The organism is Brevundimonas sp., from assembly GCF_051858995.1.
Classification (GTDB): domain Bacteria; phylum Pseudomonadota; class Alphaproteobacteria; order Caulobacterales; family Caulobacteraceae; genus Brevundimonas.
Genome location: NZ_JBHYGN010000008.1, coordinates 223435 through 238615, shown reverse-complemented (window position 1 = coordinate 238615; position 15181 = coordinate 223435). Strand labels below are relative to the sequence as shown.

Here is a 15181-nt window from a genome sequence, read left to right as displayed (position 1 = left end):
GAGACGGTGCGAATAGACCGTCTATGCCGTCTATGTCGTCTATCGGTGGAGGTGGGGCGGTAGACAGTAGGCGGTAGGCAGTAGGGTAGCAGTCCGATGCGTCAGGATTGGTCGTGTCGCTTCCCCGCCCCCCCTTTCTTGCTATCGTCATCCCGACGGACCCGGGAGCCAGCGGCGCGCGTGAGCGCGACTCTATCGGGAGCGCCGGTGCTTTTAGATCTTCAGTGTTTCGCCGCCTTCGCGGCGCCGCTGGGTCCCGACTTTCGTCGGGATGACGATAGCAGAGAAGCTACCCCCGCTCGGCCAGCAGCTTCTTCGCCGCCTTGAGCACGCGGTCCGCCGGGACCTCGTTCATGTGCAGGATGGCCTGGTTGAGGCCGGGGTCGATCTTGCGGAACTCCTCCACCGAGCGGGGGCCGCGGACGACGACGCCGCCCCAGGGGCCGCGCACCGTGTCGTCCGAGGGGCCGTAGGCGGCCACGACGGGCGCGCCCGCGGCGACGGCCAACTGGGTCCACAGGGAGTCGCCGCCCAGATAGAGCTTCGCCCGCTCCAGCACCGCCAGCGCCTGCACCGGCGTCAGCTTGCCCGGCAGTTCGGTGGTGCGGTGACGCGGCATGGCCAGACGGATGGTGTGGCCCGCGTCCTTGTCGGCCTCGGTCCCGATGACCACCACCCTGCCCCCGGCCAGTGGGCCGTCGTTGGTCAGGGTCGAGGCGAGGGTCGCATAGCGTTCGGACGGCCACTCGCGGCCCATCCATTCGGCGCCGGGGGCGATCACCAGCAGGGGCGCCTCTTCATGCGGCAGCAGGGCGTCGACGGAGGCGCGGGTGGCGTCGGAGACGTAGAGGCGCGGCGGCTGGACCTCGTCCAGTTGCAGCACGCGGGCGGCCAGCTCGACCTTGTGAAAGCCCGCCTCGTCCTTGCCGCGCACGGCGCGTTTTTGACGACTGAGCTTGCCCGAGAAGGTGGTGCCGCGCATGTCGACGACCAGGCCCCATTTGATCGCCCGGACCTGGTTCCACAGGCCCAGCCAGTCGAGCCGCTTCTCGCGCTCCAGCACGATCAGCCTGTCGAGGCGCGGGGTGTCGGCGAACAGGGGCGCGCTCTGCGGCGAGCCGACAATGGTGAAGCTGGCCTGCGGCATGGCCTCGACCAGATAGGCGAGGACGCCGGACGACATTACGGCGTCTTCGGCGCCGGCTTCAGCGATGTAGAGAATGGGGAAACGGCCCGCCATGCGACGGTTGTATACGGATTCTCGTCACGTCATCGGGACATGATGGTTTTCACGTTGCGAATGCGTAGGTTCGTGTGGACGAAACTGGAGAACGCCGCCATGCGCCGCCGCCTGAGCCTGATCCCCCTGTCCATCGTCGCCCTGACCGGCCTGGCCGCCTTCGGGAACGCGCCGGTCCAGACCGCGCGCGAGGCGCCGCCGGGCGAAGGGGTGGTCTGCGCCTGGGCGCTGTACAGTTTCGCGTCGGATGTCGTTGAACGGTGTCCGTCGAATGTCAGCCCGGAAATGAAGGCCGAGCTGAAGCGGTCGGTCGAGCGACTGGACGCTTATGTCCGGGCGAACTCGGAGATCACGCAGGAAGATTTCGATCAGTTCAAACGAGAGCAGGCGAACGTCGGGCGCCCCGAGGCGGAAATCTGTCAGGCGGACGCGGACGAGGGGCTGGTCGATGCCATGACCCAGATGCCGGTCACCCAGCTACGGATCTATATCGACGACCTCACGGCTCGCCCCGGCGCCCCGACCTGGGGTACGTGCCTGTAGGATGAGCCTTCCCCTCCTGCCCGGTCGCGAGTGCGGCGGCTGCGTCGAGTGCTGCCGGGTGATCCCGCTGGACCTGCCTGAACTGGCCAAGCCGACGGGCGAGCTGTGCGGCTATTGCGTCAACGGCGCGGGGTGCAGCGTGCATGCGATCCGGCCGCAGACCTGCCGGGTGTGGTTCTGCCTGTGGCGGGTCATTGAGCTGGATGATGGGTGGCGGCCGGACCGGAGCGGGGTGATCGTGCGGCCGGACGGGATCGACGAGGGGGTGATCACCCTGTTCGTCATCCGCCGGACGGAGTTTCTGGCGTCGGAGGACTTCTTCGCCGTGGTCGCCGGCTGGCTGGCCGAGGGGATCGAGGTGGCGCTGAGCGTGCCGGGACCGGTGGGGACCTATCCGGCGCGGGCCGTGGTGACCGAGTGGCTGAGACCGGCGGTCGAGGCAGGGGATTTCGAAGGCTTCGTCGGGCGGGTGGTGCGGTCGCTGGACAGGCTGGACGAGCACGACTGGCAACGGGACGGGATCACGGCGCGGTATGCGGTGGGGGAAGCTTAGCCTCTCCGCGTCCGCTCCCCTGCCTTGTCATCCCGGACGCCGCGCAGCGGTGATCCGGGACGCCGGCGTCTCTTTCGTTCCGAGCTCCCGGACGGTGCGCCAGCAGCGAGCCGGGAGACAGCTTGCGGCCGACCGTCTCCCGGATAATCGCGCTGCGATTTCCGGGAGGATTGAGAGGGATTACCTTCCCGTCCCGGATCTCGCTGCGCTCGTCCGGGATGACAAGCCGCCCACACCGAATAGTCAGGGACCGCCGACCTCCCACCCCACACCCTCCCACCGACTGCGTCGGCGGGCCCCTCCCTCTCCCCATGGGAGAGGGAACGCCCTATCTACCCGCCATGACCACGCGCATCGCCCGCCTGACCTCCCGCGCCCTGATCCGGGTGAGCGGCCCGGACGCCCGGCCGTTTCTGCACAATCTGCTGACGCAGGATGTGGAGACGCTGGCGCAGGGCGAACTGCGGTTCGGGGCGCTGCTGTCGCCGCCAGGGCGGCTGCTCTTCGACCTGTTCATCCATGGCGAGGCGGACGACCTGCTGCTGGACGTGGCGGCGGAGCGGCGGGAGGCGCTGATCCAGCGGCTGTCGATGTACAAGCTCAGGGCCAATGTGGCTGTGGAGGCCGATGAACGCGCCGTGTTCGTCGGCTGGGGCGGCGCCGTCGAGGGCTTCGCCATTGATCCGCGCGAGCCGGCGCTGGGCGGGCGGCGGTATGGCGGCGAGATCGAGACCAATGCCTCGGAGGACGACTGGCAGGCGCACCGGCTGGCCGTCGGGGCGCCCGATCCGACGAACGATGCGCCCGCCGACAAGACCTATCCGATCGAGGCCAATTTCGACCTGCTGAACGGCATCGACTTCCAGAAGGGCTGTTTCATCGGTCAGGAGACGACCTCGCGCATGAAGCGGCGCGGGACGATCAAGAACCGGATGATGCCGCTGGAATTCGACGGTCCGGCCCCGGCCTTCGGGGCGGAAGTGCTGAACGGCGAGTTGCGCGCGGGCGAGGTGCTGAGCGGGCGCGACGGGATCGCGATGGCGCTGGTGCGGATGGATCGGCTGAACGGAGAGTTGACCGTGGACGGGCGTCCTGTACGGGTGCGCCGCCCCGACTGGCTGCCTGAACTGGCGCCGTCCGGGGACTAGATGGTTGGGCTTGCGTCCGAGGACGAAAGGGACGATCTAGCCGCCGTAGGTTTTCAAAAAGGATGCTCTCTATGTCCGATCCGGTCGTCATCTGTTCCTTCGCCCGCACCCCGATGGGCGGCTTCCAGGGCGCCCTGTCGGGCGTGAAGGCCACCGAGCTGGGCGCTATCGCGGTCAAGGCCGCCGTCGAGCGCGCGGGCGTGGCGCCGGAGAAGGTCGAGCAGATCTATATGGGTTGCGTCCTGCCCGCCGGTCTGGGTCAGGCCCCGGCCCGTCAGGCGGCTCTGGGGGCCGGCCTCGGCCAGCACGTCGAGGCGACGACCGTGAACAAGATGTGCGGCTCGGGCCTGCAGGCCGTGATGATGGCCGCCGACGCGATCAAGGCCGGCTCGGCCGACATCATCGTGGCGGGCGGCATGGAGTCGATGACCGGCGCCCCCTATCTGATGAACAAGCACCGCGGCGGCGCCCGCATCGGCCACGACGTCATCGTCGACTCGATGATGATGGACGGGCTGGAGGACGCCTATCAGGCCGGCAAGCCGATGGGCTCCTTCGCCCAGGACACGGCCAATGAGTACCAGTTCACCCGCGAGGACCAGGACGCCTACGCCATCGAGAGCCTGAGCCGCGCCAATGCGGCGGTGACCGGCGGCGCCTTCGGCGGCGAGGTGGTTCCGGTGGAGGTGCAGACCCGCAAGGGCCCGGTGACGGTCAGCGAGGACGAACAGCCCGCCAAGGCCGATCCGTCCAAGATCCCGAACCTGAAGCCCGCTTTCGCCAAGGACGGCACCATCACCGCCGCCTCCTCGGCCTCGATCTCGGACGGCGCCGCCGCCCTGGTCGTGACCCGCGAGAGCGTGGCCAAGGCTCTGGGCCTGCCGGTGCTGGCCCGCATCGTCGGCCAGGCCGCCCACGCCCATGAGCCGGCCAAGTTCACCACCGCCCCGGTGCCCGCCATGCAGAAGGCCCTCGCGAAAGCGGGCTGGTCGGTCGAGGACGTCGATCTGTGGGAGGTCAACGAGGCCTTCGCCGTGGTGCCGATGATCGCCATGCGCGAGCTGGGCATCTCGCACGACAAGCTGAATGTGAACGGCGGCGCGACCGCGCTGGGCCATCCGATCGGCGCGTCCGGCGCCCGGGTGCTGGCCACCCTGCTGGCGGCGCTGAAGACACGCGGCGGGACCAAGGGCGTGGCCAGCCTGTGCATCGGCGGCGGCGAAGCCGTGGCGATGGCGGTGGAGCTGGCATAAATTTCCTTCTCCTCTCCAGAGAAGGTTGGATCGCAAAGCGAGAGGGATGAGGGGGATGCCGGCGAGGGCCTCCCCCTTTCCAATTGCGCGACGAACAAAGCCCCCTCATCCGGCCCTCCGGGCCACCTTCTCCCTCGAGGGGAGAAGGATGCCGCGCTTGCTGAAACCGCCTGGTTCGCCCTAGCCTCCTTCCCGGAGGCCTTCATGATCACCACCCGCAGAGGCGCGCTGGGCCTAGCCGCAGCCGCCGCGACGCCGGTTTCGGCGCTCGCGATGACACCGGTGTCGCAGCTCGCACCGCCGGACCCGACCGAGACGATCCGCCTGTGGCCCCACGGCGCGCCGGGCGGGGAGCGGGTGACGGTGACGCCGGTGGTGACCGAGCGCTCGACCGATCCGGCCTTCCATGACCGGTTCGCCCGCTACACCACCGATCCGATCCTGACGGTGCTGAGGCCCGAGCGGCCGAACGGGGCCAGCCTGCTGCTGATCCCGGGCGGGGGCTACAAATGGGCGGTGGTGGACAAGGAGGGGCTGGACTGCGCGCGGGTGTTCGCGGCGGCGGGGGTCACATGTTTCGTGCTGCGCTATCGTCTGCCCGGCGACGGGTGGGCGGCGGGACCGGATGCGCCTTTGCAGGACGCGCAGCGGGCCTTGCGGATCGTGAGGGCCCAGGCGCCGGACCCGGCGCGCGTTGCGGTGCTGGGCGCCTCGGCGGGCGGGCATCTGGCCGGAATGCTGACCACGCGGACGGACCAGACCTATGCCCCGGTCGATGACGTCGACGCCGTGTCGATGCGGCCCGACCTGTCGATCCTGCTCTATCCGGTGGCGACGATGAGCGACCCCTTCGTCCATGCGGGCTCACGCAAGGAGATGCTGGGCGAGACGCCGTCGGCCGAAGCGATGGAGCGCTATTCGCTGGAGCGGATGGACTGGGCGGGCCGTCCGCCGGTCTTTCTGCTGCACGCCATGGATGACGAGGCCGTGCCGGTGGAGAACAGCCTTCAACTGCTGACGGCGCTGAAGGCGGCGGGCGTGCCGAGCGAGGCGCACCTGTTCCAGGAGGGCGGACACGGGTTCGGCGTGCGGCTGATCGCGGGCAAGCCGGCGGCGGTGTGGCCGGAGCTGGTGATGCGGTGGGCGGAGAGGTTGGGGTGGGTTTGAGCGAACCTTCTCCCTACCCCCTCGTGGGGAGGGAGAACGGTCAGACCTACTCCTCCTCATCCCCAAGCAGGTCCGCCGCGTCGAAGTCGTAGTCGAGCAGGTCGCTCGGCTTGCACTCCAGCGCCGCGCAGAGCTTGGCCAGGGTGCGGAAGCGGATGCCCTTCACCTTGCCGGAGCGGAACAGGGACAACTGGGTCTCGCTGAGGCCGACCTGCTGCGCCAGGTCGCGGGCCTTGAGGCCCTTGCTGACGATCAGCTGGTCGAGGGTCACACGGATCGGCATCAGATCATTTCGTCAAGTTCGGCCTGAACCCGGTCCGCCTGTTCCATGACTCGGCCCAGCAGGAACAGGGCGCCGCCGATCATGCCCAGCGTCATGCCCGAGACGTCGAAATAGAGCCAGCCGCCGTGGCCGCCATTCACCAGCCGGATGATGTTGGTGACGCCGAAGACGCTGAGCAGACCGCCGAAGCCGAGGGCCAGACCGACGCGGCGCACGGCGGCGGCCATGACCGGCTGGATCAGACGCCCCTTGGCCAGTTGCCCCATGGCCCGACCGATCGACCAGACGGCGAACAGGTAGAAGAGCTGCGGCAGGTCCTTGATCGCCTGCGCCAGCCAGAGGTCCACGAGCTCGGGCGGACGGGCCTGCCCCCGCAGCATGTAGGCGATGGGCGAGGCCACATACATCAGCACCAGCAGCAGGCCCACGCAGCAGACCATGAAGATCGCCAGCCAGTTGAACTGGCGGCACATCAGCCGGAAGCGGTCGGTCTCGGTCTTGCTCAAGGGGGCCTCTCCAGCGGGTCGGAACCTGTCTTGTCTTTAATCTTGACTTAAAGACGAGCCCTTTGCAACTTTATCTAAGAGTTAAACAAAAAGGAGCGCCGCCGCCATGGCCGCCGCCATCGAGACCCATCATCTGAGCCGCCGGTTCAAGGACCATCTGGCCGTCGACGCCGTGTCGATGACCGTGCCGGACAAGGCCGTCTACGGCTTCCTGGGCCGCAACGGCGCGGGGAAGACGACGACGCTGAAGATGCTGCTGGGCCTGATCGCCCCCACCTCGGGCGCGGCCCGCGTGGCCGGGGTCGATGTGGCGCGCGACCGGCTGGCCGCCGCGCGGCGCACCGGGGCCCTGCTGGAGGCGCACGGCTTCTACGGCAATCTGTCGGGACGGGAGAACCTGGACCTGACCCGCACCCTGCTGGGCCTGCCGAAGACCGAGATCGACCGGGTGCTGGAGGTGGTCGAGATGGCTGACAACGCGGGCAAGCGGGTCAGCGACTATTCGCTGGGCATGCGCCAGCGGCTGGGTCTGGCCCGGGCCATGCTGGGCGCGCCGCCCGTGCTGGTCCTCGATGAGCCGACCAACGGGCTGGACCCGGACGGCATCGCCGACATGCGCCGGTTCCTGCGCGCCCTGCCCGAGCGGACCGGAGCGACGGTGCTGCTGTCCAGCCACCTGCTGGGCGAGATTGAGCAGACGGCGACCCACATCGGGATCCTGAGCCACGGCCAGCTGGTGCTGGAGGGCGAACTGGACCGGCTGAAGGCCGATCTGGCGCCGGAGGTGGTGTTCCAGACCGACGACCAGACCCGCGCCGCCGCGTTGGCGAGCGCGCGCGGCTTCACCCTGGAGGTGACGGAGGACGAGACGGTGGCCCGGCTGAAGCCCGGCGAGGACGCCCGCGCCGCCGCCGCCGCCCTGAACCGCGCCCTGATCGAGACCGGGTTGAATGTCTTCGCCATCGGGCCGCGCGCCCGCTCGCTGGAAGGCATCTACCGCGAGGTCTCGCAACCCCAACCCCGGCTGGAGGCCGCCTGATGCTGTCCATTCTTTCCGTTGAAGCCCGCAAGCTGAACCGCTCGCTGGCCGCCCTGCTGGCCCTCGCCGCGCCGTCGCTGATCGCCGTCTTCGCCTTCTTCATGCTGCTGCGCGGGGACAAGCCCCAGCCGTGGGAGATGTGGCTGGGCAGCGCGGCGGGCATCTGGGCTTTCTTCATGCTGCCGATGAGCGTGACGGCCCTGACCGCGCTGGTGGCGCATATGGAGCATGGACCGAAGAGCTGGGACCACCTGCGCGCCCTGCCCCTGCCCCGCTGGAAGCTGTACGCCGCCAAGGTGGTCTGCGTCCTGGCCGTGGTGGCGATCATGAGCGCCGCGACCTTGGGCCTGACCATTGTGGCGGTGAAGCTGGCGGTGATGATCAAGCCGGTGATCGAGCCGACCGGGCCGATGGAGCTGGCCCGCTGGATCAAGGTCCTGGCCATGATGTTCGGCGCGGCCCTGCTGATGGCAGCCATCCAGCTGTGGACCGCCCTGCGCTATTTCAGCTTCGTACCGGGGCTGGTGGTCGGGATCGGCGGGACCTTCTTCGCCGTCGTGGCGACCTCGGCCAAGCAGGGCGTCTTCCTGCCCTGGCAGATGCCGGTGAACATGCTGGCCTCAGAACCGTGGCGCGTGACCACCGCGCTGGGGCTGGGCTGCGGTGTCGGTCTGCTGGCGCTGGTCGCCATGACCATTCATCTGGCGCGGCGCGAGGTGCGCTGACCGCGAGGCCGCGTCCGCCTGCATGAGGCGGGTCAGGGACGCCTGTCCTGTGGTCAGAATGATCATTGGATCAGTCCTGCGATTGAGAACGATTTGCAGGTTCGCGCGGATTCCCCCGGCTGGCAAGCAGGACAGTGGAAAAAGCCGGAGGGCGACCCCGCGCCCTCTGGCCGCACCGCTCCCGGCCCGGCAGAGTGAACGCCGGTTGGATGGCGATCCTGAACCGGAGTGAGACCGTGCGTGAAGACGGAAAGCTGGATTACCTCGAACTGCCCGGCGGCGACCTGCCGACGGTGAAGACCTTCTACGGGGCGGCCTTCGGCTGGACCTTCGTGGACTATGGCCCGACGTATGCCGCCTTTGACGAAGGACTGGACGGCGGCTTCGACGCCGACGCCACAGAGGCGACGACGACGCCCCTGCCGGTCCTGTTCGCCCATGACCTCGACGCCATGCTGGCCAAGGTCGAGGCGGCGGGCGGCGTGATCGTGAAACCGATCTTCGACTTCCCCGGCGGACGGCGGTTCCATTTCCGCGATCCGGCCGGGAATGAGCTGGCGGTCTGGTCCGAGACCTGACCGGCTTGGACAAGTCGTGTGGCGAGTGCGGCCTGTGCTGCAAGCTGATGGGGGTGACGGCGCTGAACAAGCCCGCAGGCAAGTGGTGCCGTCACTTCAGCAAGGCGCGCGGCTGCGCCATCTATGAAGACCGGCCCGACGACTGCCGGGCGTTCAACTGCCTGTGGCTGCTGACCGAGGCGCTGGACGCCGACTGGAAGCCGTCGGTGGCGGGCTTCGTCCTGCACAGCGAACAGGGCGGTGCGCGACTGATCGTCGAATGCGACGCGGCCCGCCCGCATGACTGGCGGCGCAAGCCCTATCAGGCGACCCTGCGCCGCTGGGCCGCCGATCCGGGGTTGGAGGTGCTGGTCTTCGCCGGAACGCGCGGGGTCAGGCTGGGCCGGACCGACACGCCGGTGCGCCGGGCGTAACGCCTAGCGGACGTCGATCGACTGGGCGATCTGCTCGGCCAAGGCGCGGTCGGCGCCCTCCAGCGTCATGGTCCAGATGTGGACTTCGCGCGGCGCGGTTCCGCGCTGGAACAGATGCTCCATGGCGTGGCGCTGGCCGTCCTCGGTGGCGACGACGCTGACGCGGCCGCCCGCCTCGACCTGCTCGCCCGAGTAGATGGGGAACTGCGAGGCCGGACCGGCATAGACCATGACGAACGACCGCTCGCCGCGACGGATCGTATAGATCTTGAAGTCCGGACCGGGACGGCCCGTGACGATCTGGAAGCCCGCCGGAAGCTCGACCGCGAACGGCAGGGCCGCGCGGGCGGCGGCGTCCAGCACGGTGACCGTCGAGACGCTGGGCGCGGGCGGCGGCGGGGTCGGCGCAGGCGTCGGAGCCGGAGCGGCCGTAGCAGGCGCGGGCGTGGGGGCCGGAGCGGCCGGCCGCGGCGCGGGCGTGACGGCGGCGGGCGGCGGGGTCGTCGCGGGCGCGGCGGGACGCGGGGCCGGTGTCGCAGCGGGGGCAGCGGGACGCGGGGTCGGGGCTACCGTCGGAGCGGCTGTTGCAGGCGCGCGGGTCGCCGGGGCCGCCGGACGCGGCGCGGCGGTCGCCGGAGCCGGCGTCGGAGCGGCGGTGGCCGGTCGGGGAGCGGGAGCCACGGTCGGCGCGGGCGTCACGGCGGCAGGCGGCGCGACCACCGGGGCGGGCGCGGGGGCCAGATACTCGGCCGGGCGCGGCGGGCCTCCGTTCAGGTCACGGGTGAAGTCCGAGCCGGGGGCCGCGGCGGGCGCGGGCGGCGGCGTCTGGCTCGCGGGTTGGGCCGTCTGGGCCTGGGCGGCTCCGGCGAGCAGGAGAAGGGCGGCGACGGACACGGCGGTGGTTTTCATGGTCGGGACCTTCGCCCCTCAACGTGGCGACGGCAAGACCGATCAGGCCGACGGCAGCTCGACCCAGAAGACAGCGCCTTCGCCCGGGGTGGAGACCACGCCGATGGAGCCGCCCTGCAGCTCGACCAGACGCTTGGCCAGGGCCAGGCCGATGCCGTGGCCCTCGACGGTCGAGCGCTCGAGTCCCAACCGGTTGAAGGGCTCGAACAGCTGGGTCTGCTTCTCGGGGGACAGGCCGGGGCCACGGTCGATGACCTCGACGCGGACGCCGTCATGGATGCGCGAGGCGCGCAGGACGACCAGACCGCCCGAGCCGCCGTATTTCACGGCGTTGGAGGTCAGGTTGCCGATCACCTGGGCCAGACGCTGGGAATCGGCCAGGGCCACCAGGCCGTCGCCTTCGCTGATCACATCGATGCGGATGCCCTGGGCCTCGGGGCGCAAGACGGTGGCGCGGCGGACGTCATCCAGCAGGCCGGGAACGTCGGTGGGACGCAGTTCGACCTTCACCGCCCCGGACTCGGCGCGGGCCACGTCCAGCAGGTCGTGAGCCAGGGCCTCGACCTGACGGGCGGTCTTGACCAGCATCTCGGCCATCTCGGTCTGGGTCTGGCTGGTCGGGCCCAGCTGGCCGGCGCGCCACAGCTCGCCGATGCCGATGATGCCGCCGACCGGGCTCTTGATCTCATGGGCCACGTTGGCCAGCAGGCGGGACTTGGCCTCGGACGCCCGCTCGGCGCGGACCTGACCGGCCTTGGCGCGGTCGGACAGGCGGTCGCGCTCCTCCAGCAGGGCGGCGACCAGCAGGATGGGCAGATAGCCGAACAGGACCAGAAGCTGGGCCATCATGGCGCGATCCGCCCCCTGGAAGGAGGTGGCGTAAGGGCCGTGGCCCAGCATGCTGCCGCCGATGGCCAGGACGCTGATGATCAGCAGGGCCGCGGTCACCCCCAGCAGGCGCAGGCGCACCGCGATGAGCAGCAGCAGCGGCAGGGTGACGAAGCTGATCGGCAGCGACTGCAGGCCGAAGATCAGCACATTGGCGAGCGTCAGCAGGCCCAGCAGGATGACCGCCTCGGTCGCCCGGGCCGGGGAGCGCAGGCGGACCAGCTCGCGCCGGGTCAGGGCCAGGCCGAAGCTGGCGACCACGGCGATGCTGAGCGCATGGCCGAACCACCAGGTCTGGGCCGTGTCCATGAAGTCGGCGCCGTTGCGGAACCACAGCATGCCGCCGATGAAGACCGCCGCCGGGATGGGGGCGATGACGGCGGCGCTGATCAGGAAGCGGCTGGCGCCTTCCACCGACGCCAGGTTCAGGGTCGGGGCGAACCGACGGGCCATCAGGACGGCGCAGTAGATGTCCATCATGTTGGCGATCGTGAAGATCAGGGTCGTGGTGGTGGAATTGCCCGCCAGCAGGTTGCCCGCCGCCAGACCGCAGGCCACCAGCCCGCCGAAGCAGAGATCGTACAGGGGGCCGCGCGAGGTGCGCAGCCAGACCGCGACCGCCAGACCGCCCGCGGCCCAGAGGGCGGCGACCATGTCGGCGGTGCGGGCGAAGGTCAGGGCCAGGATCGTCAGGACCATCACCGCCATGGCGGTGAAGATCGGCGCCAGCGGCTGGCCGATGCCGCGCGTCGCCGACACGTCGACGCTCACGGGGCGCGCGCCGACCGTTTTCTCCGCGACGGGAACGGGCTGAGGGTCGAGCACGCGGCTCATCGTCATGATCTGGTCCGGCAGACGAAACTGGTCCGCTACCTAACCGGGCGCTTCCTAATATCCCCTGAAGGTCAGAAGGCCGCGCTAAGCACCTGATCCAGCTCGCGAACCGCCTCAGCCGCCCCCTTTGGATGGTTCCAAACGGCGCCGCTGACGGCCACGAAGTCGGCCCCCGCGCGGGCCAGATCGGCGGCGTTGGCGGCGGTGATCCCGCCGATGGCGACGCAGGGCGTCTCGACCGTCTCCTGCCAGATGGTCAGGATCTCGGGCTCGGGACGGTGGTCCGTTTCCTTGGTCGTGGTCGGGAAGAAGGCTCCGAAGGCGACGTAGTCGGCGCCCGCCTCCGCGGCGTCCATGGCCAGTTCGCGGCTGTCGTGGCAGGTGACGCCGATCATGGCGTCCGGCCCCATCGTCCGGCGGGCCTCGGCGTAGGAGGCGTCCGACTGGCCTACATGCACCCCGTCGCAGCCCGAGCGCTTGGCGAGGTCCGGCCGGTCGTTCAGCAGCACCGCCACGCCGCGCGCCTGCGCCACCGGCTTCAGCGCGGCGACGGCGGCCAGGACGGCGTCGTCATCGATGTCCTTGAGCCGGATCTGCAGCGCCGCCACGGGACCGGCGTCCAGCGCCTCGGCCAGCGTCGCGGCGAAGGCGGACAGGTCCGGGATCGCCGGCGGGGTGATCAGATACAGGGCGCACGGCGGGCGCGGCGGGACGACGGGTTCTCTGGCCATGACCGGGGAGTGCGACGAACCGCGCCGAAGGTCAATCGAGGTCGAGGTAATAGGGACGCGGTCCCGCCGGCCGGGGCGGCGTCATGTCCACGCGCTGAAGTTCGCGGATGCGCCCGCCCCGCTCGCGCCCCTCGACCACCTCATAGCCGAGCAGGGCCAGGATGCGGTCGCCGAGGAAGATCGGGCGGGCGTCGCCGTACCAGCCGTAGCAGGAGGCCACGCAGCCGTCGTCGGCCCGCCGCTTCAGGCCCGCGTCCAGCGATCCGATCTCGCCCAGCCGCCCCAGGCTGTTGCGGCGGATGTAGGTGAGGGTCTCCAGCGTATCGCCCCCGCTGTCGGGATCCGCGCCGGGACGCGGACGCGAGACCGGCAGGCCCAGCACTCCGGTCGAGCCGTCGGCGCTGGACGGATCGGGGCGGTAGAAGAAGGCGTGGCTGCGGCTCTCGGTCTCCTCTGAGCCGACCAAGACGAACTGGTCGCCGATGACCGGTCGAGGCGTCTGCAGTTCCAAGGTGGTGAAGAAGGTGTCGGCCTCGCCCGAGACCACCAGCGCGTCCGGGCCCATGGCTTCGATGCGCCCCACCATGCCCGGCACGCCCCAGCCCTGGGTTGGTCCCGGGCTCAGGGGAACCGCGAATACGCGGCTTTCGTAGCGGGGCAGTTTCGGCTCCTGCCAGTACAGGCGGTTCCATGTCGTGCTGGAGTAGATGAGGAAGTCCCCGACGAACCGGTTCTGCGCCCGTCCCTGCCCCAGCGCCGGCAGGATGCGGTAGTCGGCGAAGTCGGCCCCCGCCTCCCCGTCCCCGAAGCGCGAGAAGGGCAACTGCAGCAGGGCCGCGCCGCCCTCGGTGCGCTCAGGGCTCCACATGCCGTCGCCGCCCTCGTCGGCGGTGACCAGCACATTGATCCTGTTCAACTCGGGCTGTTCGAGGAAGGAGAACTGGTCGATGGGGGCGCCCACCGTCGCCGCCGCCTGCGGCCGGCCGCCGTCCAGCGGCACGCGATACAGCCAGCTGCGCGGCGTCTCGCCCTTGGGCCGCCCCCACTCATCCTCGCTCATCCAGACATAGACCGCCGTCGAGGCGACGTAGAAGCTGCGCGACTCCGGCCCGAGGATCGCCGTCGCCCGGCAGGTCAGCACGGCGTCGGACAGCGGGCAGCGGACCACGGTGTGGAAGATCAGGTTGCGGCTGTCGTCATCGACGCCCGGCGCGCGATAGACGTCGTTGGCGGTGACCAGGGCCAGCCCCGGGATCTTCTCGTAGTCGTCGTCCTTGTCCGCCTGTCCCTCGGCGTCGGGGGTCCAGCGCGTCAGGCGCGGTAGGTCCTGCATGGGATCGCCGGTCGAGGGATCGACGGGCGAGTAGACGACCAGTTGATCCCCCACCAGCCGCGAGGCGTAGTTGCGCGACGAATAATAGTCGTCCGACGACAGGTGGTGACTGTCCTCGAAGCTGAGCCGACCCGCGGCGTCCAGCCGGAATCGATTGATCTCGGTTCCACCCCGCGCGTAGCTGTAGCCGATGACGATGACCCGGTTCCCCGAGACCAGCATCTCGTCATACCAGTCGCCCGACGCGTCGGCGCCCGGCGGATAGGCGTCGATCCGGTCGACCAGACGCAGTCGTCCGCCCGCGGTGTCGACGGTGAACAAGCGGCCCCGGCGCAGGATGACCAGGGTGTCGCCCCGCATCTTGACGATGTCGCCCTCATCGACCCCGGCCTCCTGATTGTTGGTGATCGACGGCGCGGCCGCGACGCGCGAGCCGGTGACGACGACCTCGTCGATCCCGCCCTCCAGACAGTCAGGCTGCTGGGGTGGGCACTCCTGTTGACCGGGGTCCTGCGGCGTATGGGCGTCGAGGAAGGCGGTCAGCTCGGTCATGGAGGTGAAGGCCGGCAACCCGGGTCGCTCGGACGCCATCGTCGGCGTCCCGACCAGCAGGGTCGCGACCGCCCCCAGACCCGCCCACATCGTTCTGATGCCCATGACGTCCCTCCACAGTCCCTGAGCGGAGGTGATCAGAGAATGGAGGATGCGACAACCTCGCCCCATGCGAACGACTTGCAATCGCCTTAATCTGGTTGCTATAGCGAACCATTCGCATCGAGTGAGTCCCCTCCTTGTACGTCTGCAACTGTAACGGCCTTCGCAAGCGTGACGTCGCCTCGGCTATCGAGGCGGGCGCGACGCGTCCGCGCGACGTCTTCGCCCAGCACCAGTGCCAGGCCCAGTGCGCCAAATGCGTCTGTGAGATGCGTCAGATGATCCAGGACACCCGACAGGCCTTCGCCCTGGCGGCTGAGTAGCATTCGCATCGCCTGTTGAAGGCGATTTTTACTCGCAATTTCAATGTGGTGATAAGTGTTC

The 15181-nt window shown here is 69.6% G+C and carries 17 protein-coding genes; 10 read left to right on the top strand and 7 right to left on the bottom strand.

What is annotated here, in order from left to right; genetic code table 11:
• Positions 1-289 precede the first annotated feature (289 nt).
• Positions 290-1240: a glycosyltransferase family 9 protein gene (locus ACTIEF_RS08720; RefSeq protein ID WP_439471741.1), complete on the bottom strand. Its 951-nt coding sequence runs from the start codon at positions 1238-1240 to the stop codon at positions 290-292.
• Between the two features lie 99 nt (positions 1241-1339).
• Here ACTIEF_RS08720 and ACTIEF_RS08715 point away from each other — a divergent pair, with 99 nt between their 5' ends.
• From ACTIEF_RS08715 to ACTIEF_RS08695, 5 genes are all read left to right on the top strand, one after another.
• A complete protein-coding gene (locus ACTIEF_RS08715; protein WP_439471740.1) occupies positions 1340-1783 on the top strand; it encodes a hypothetical protein in 444 nt (147 codons plus the stop codon).
• 1 nt (position 1784) lies between these two features.
• The gene (locus tag ACTIEF_RS08710; protein WP_439471739.1) at positions 1785-2336 is read left to right on the top strand and encodes a hypothetical protein; all 552 of its coding nucleotides are present in this window, start codon (positions 1785-1787) and stop codon (positions 2334-2336) included.
• Positions 2337-2677: 341 nt separating this feature from the next.
• On the top strand, positions 2678-3484 hold the full coding sequence (gene ygfZ, locus ACTIEF_RS08705; RefSeq protein ID WP_439471738.1) for a CAF17-like 4Fe-4S cluster assembly/insertion protein YgfZ: 807 nt from the start codon (positions 2678-2680) through the stop codon (positions 3482-3484).
• Between the two features lie 62 nt (positions 3485-3546).
• Positions 3547-4737 (top strand): thiolase family protein, encoded by a 1191-nt coding sequence (locus tag ACTIEF_RS08700; protein ID WP_439471737.1) that lies wholly within the window; start codon positions 3547-3549, stop codon positions 4735-4737.
• Between the two features lie 204 nt (positions 4738-4941).
• Complete coding sequence (locus ACTIEF_RS08695) at positions 4942-5904, top strand: alpha/beta hydrolase (RefSeq protein WP_439471736.1); 963 nt, start codon at positions 4942-4944, stop codon at positions 5902-5904.
• A 46-nt stretch (positions 5905-5950) separates the two neighbouring features.
• On the opposite strand, the gene ACTIEF_RS08690 is transcribed toward ACTIEF_RS08695, so the two are convergent.
• Complete coding sequence (locus ACTIEF_RS08690; RefSeq protein WP_439471735.1) at positions 5951-6187, bottom strand: helix-turn-helix domain-containing protein; 237 nt, start codon at positions 6185-6187, stop codon at positions 5951-5953.
• Positions 6187-6693 (bottom strand): DUF2975 domain-containing protein, encoded by a 507-nt coding sequence (locus ACTIEF_RS08685; RefSeq protein WP_439471734.1) that lies wholly within the window; start codon positions 6691-6693, stop codon positions 6187-6189. The genes ACTIEF_RS08690 and ACTIEF_RS08685 overlap by 1 nt, the downstream gene beginning before the upstream one ends.
• 106 nt (positions 6694-6799) lie before the next feature.
• Here ACTIEF_RS08685 and ACTIEF_RS08680 point away from each other — a divergent pair, with 106 nt between their 5' ends.
• From ACTIEF_RS08680 to ACTIEF_RS08665, 4 genes are all read left to right on the top strand, one after another.
• Positions 6800-7732 carry an ABC transporter ATP-binding protein gene (locus tag ACTIEF_RS08680; protein ID WP_439471733.1) on the top strand — a complete coding sequence of 311 codons (933 nt, stop codon included), beginning with the start codon at positions 6800-6802 and terminating at the stop codon, positions 7730-7732.
• Positions 7732-8457: an ABC transporter permease gene (locus tag ACTIEF_RS08675; RefSeq protein WP_439471732.1), complete on the top strand. Its 726-nt coding sequence runs from the start codon at positions 7732-7734 to the stop codon at positions 8455-8457. Before ACTIEF_RS08680 ends, ACTIEF_RS08675 begins: the two co-directional genes overlap by 1 nt.
• A 236-nt stretch (positions 8458-8693) precedes the next feature.
• Positions 8694-9035 (top strand): VOC family protein, encoded by a 342-nt coding sequence (locus tag ACTIEF_RS08670; RefSeq protein WP_439471731.1) that lies wholly within the window; start codon positions 8694-8696, stop codon positions 9033-9035.
• Between the two features lie 5 nt (positions 9036-9040).
• Positions 9041-9448, top strand: coding sequence for a YkgJ family cysteine cluster protein (locus tag ACTIEF_RS08665; protein ID WP_439471730.1), 408 nt, complete (start codon positions 9041-9043; stop codon positions 9446-9448).
• 3 nt (positions 9449-9451) lie between these two features.
• Here ACTIEF_RS08665 and ACTIEF_RS08660 read toward each other — a convergent pair whose 3' ends face one another.
• The 4 genes from ACTIEF_RS08660 to ACTIEF_RS08645 form a co-directional block, all read right to left on the bottom strand.
• On the bottom strand, positions 9452-10357 hold the full coding sequence (locus ACTIEF_RS08660) for a hypothetical protein (protein ID WP_439471729.1): 906 nt from the start codon (positions 10355-10357) through the stop codon (positions 9452-9454).
• A 42-nt stretch (positions 10358-10399) separates the two neighbouring features.
• Positions 10400-12016, bottom strand: a complete 1617-nt coding sequence (locus ACTIEF_RS08655; protein WP_439471728.1) for an ATP-binding protein — start codon at positions 12014-12016, stop codon at positions 10400-10402.
• Positions 12017-12150: 134 nt separating this feature from the next.
• Entirely contained in the window at positions 12151-12810 is a 660-nt protein-coding gene (gene thiE / locus ACTIEF_RS08650; protein ID WP_439471727.1) for a thiamine phosphate synthase, read from the bottom strand.
• Between the two features lie 31 nt (positions 12811-12841).
• Positions 12842-14800: a beta-propeller domain-containing protein gene (locus ACTIEF_RS08645; RefSeq protein ID WP_439471726.1), complete on the bottom strand. Its 1959-nt coding sequence runs from the start codon at positions 14798-14800 to the stop codon at positions 12842-12844.
• 134 nt (positions 14801-14934) lie between these two features.
• Here ACTIEF_RS08645 and ACTIEF_RS08640 point away from each other — a divergent pair, with 134 nt between their 5' ends.
• Positions 14935-15120, top strand: a complete 186-nt coding sequence (locus ACTIEF_RS08640) for a (2Fe-2S)-binding protein (protein ID WP_439471725.1) — start codon at positions 14935-14937, stop codon at positions 15118-15120.
• Positions 15121-15181: the final 61 nt, after the last annotated feature.

Bases quoted from the DNA above. Each gene is read 5' to 3' on its own strand.
- ACTIEF_RS08715 (WP_439471740.1), top strand. From the start codon at position 1,340: ATGCGCCGCCGCCTGAGCCTGATCCCCCTGTCCATCGTCGCCCTGACC.
- ygfZ (WP_439471738.1), top strand. From the start codon at position 2,678: ATGACCACGCGCATCGCCCGCCTGACCTCCCGCGCCCTGATCCGGGTG.
- ACTIEF_RS08690 (WP_439471735.1), bottom strand. From the start codon at position 6,187: ATGCCGATCCGTGTGACCCTCGACCAGCTGATCGTCAGCAAGGGCCTC.
- ACTIEF_RS08680 (WP_439471733.1), top strand. From the start codon at position 6,800: ATGGCCGCCGCCATCGAGACCCATCATCTGAGCCGCCGGTTCAAGGAC.
- thiE (WP_439471727.1), bottom strand. From the start codon at position 12,810: ATGGCCAGAGAACCCGTCGTCCCGCCGCGCCCGCCGTGCGCCCTGTAT.
- ACTIEF_RS08695 (WP_439471736.1), top strand. From the start codon at position 4,942: ATGATCACCACCCGCAGAGGCGCGCTGGGCCTAGCCGCAGCCGCCGCG.
- ACTIEF_RS08645 (WP_439471726.1), bottom strand. From the start codon at position 14,800: ATGGGCATCAGAACGATGTGGGCGGGTCTGGGGGCGGTCGCGACCCTG.
- ACTIEF_RS08700 (WP_439471737.1), top strand. From the start codon at position 3,547: ATGCTCTCTATGTCCGATCCGGTCGTCATCTGTTCCTTCGCCCGCACC.
- ACTIEF_RS08710 (WP_439471739.1), top strand. From the start codon at position 1,785: ATGAGCCTTCCCCTCCTGCCCGGTCGCGAGTGCGGCGGCTGCGTCGAG.
- ACTIEF_RS08720 (WP_439471741.1), bottom strand. From the start codon at position 1,240: ATGGCGGGCCGTTTCCCCATTCTCTACATCGCTGAAGCCGGCGCCGAA.
- ACTIEF_RS08675 (WP_439471732.1), top strand. From the start codon at position 7,732: ATGCTGTCCATTCTTTCCGTTGAAGCCCGCAAGCTGAACCGCTCGCTG.
- ACTIEF_RS08660 (WP_439471729.1), bottom strand. From the start codon at position 10,357: ATGAAAACCACCGCCGTGTCCGTCGCCGCCCTTCTCCTGCTCGCCGGA.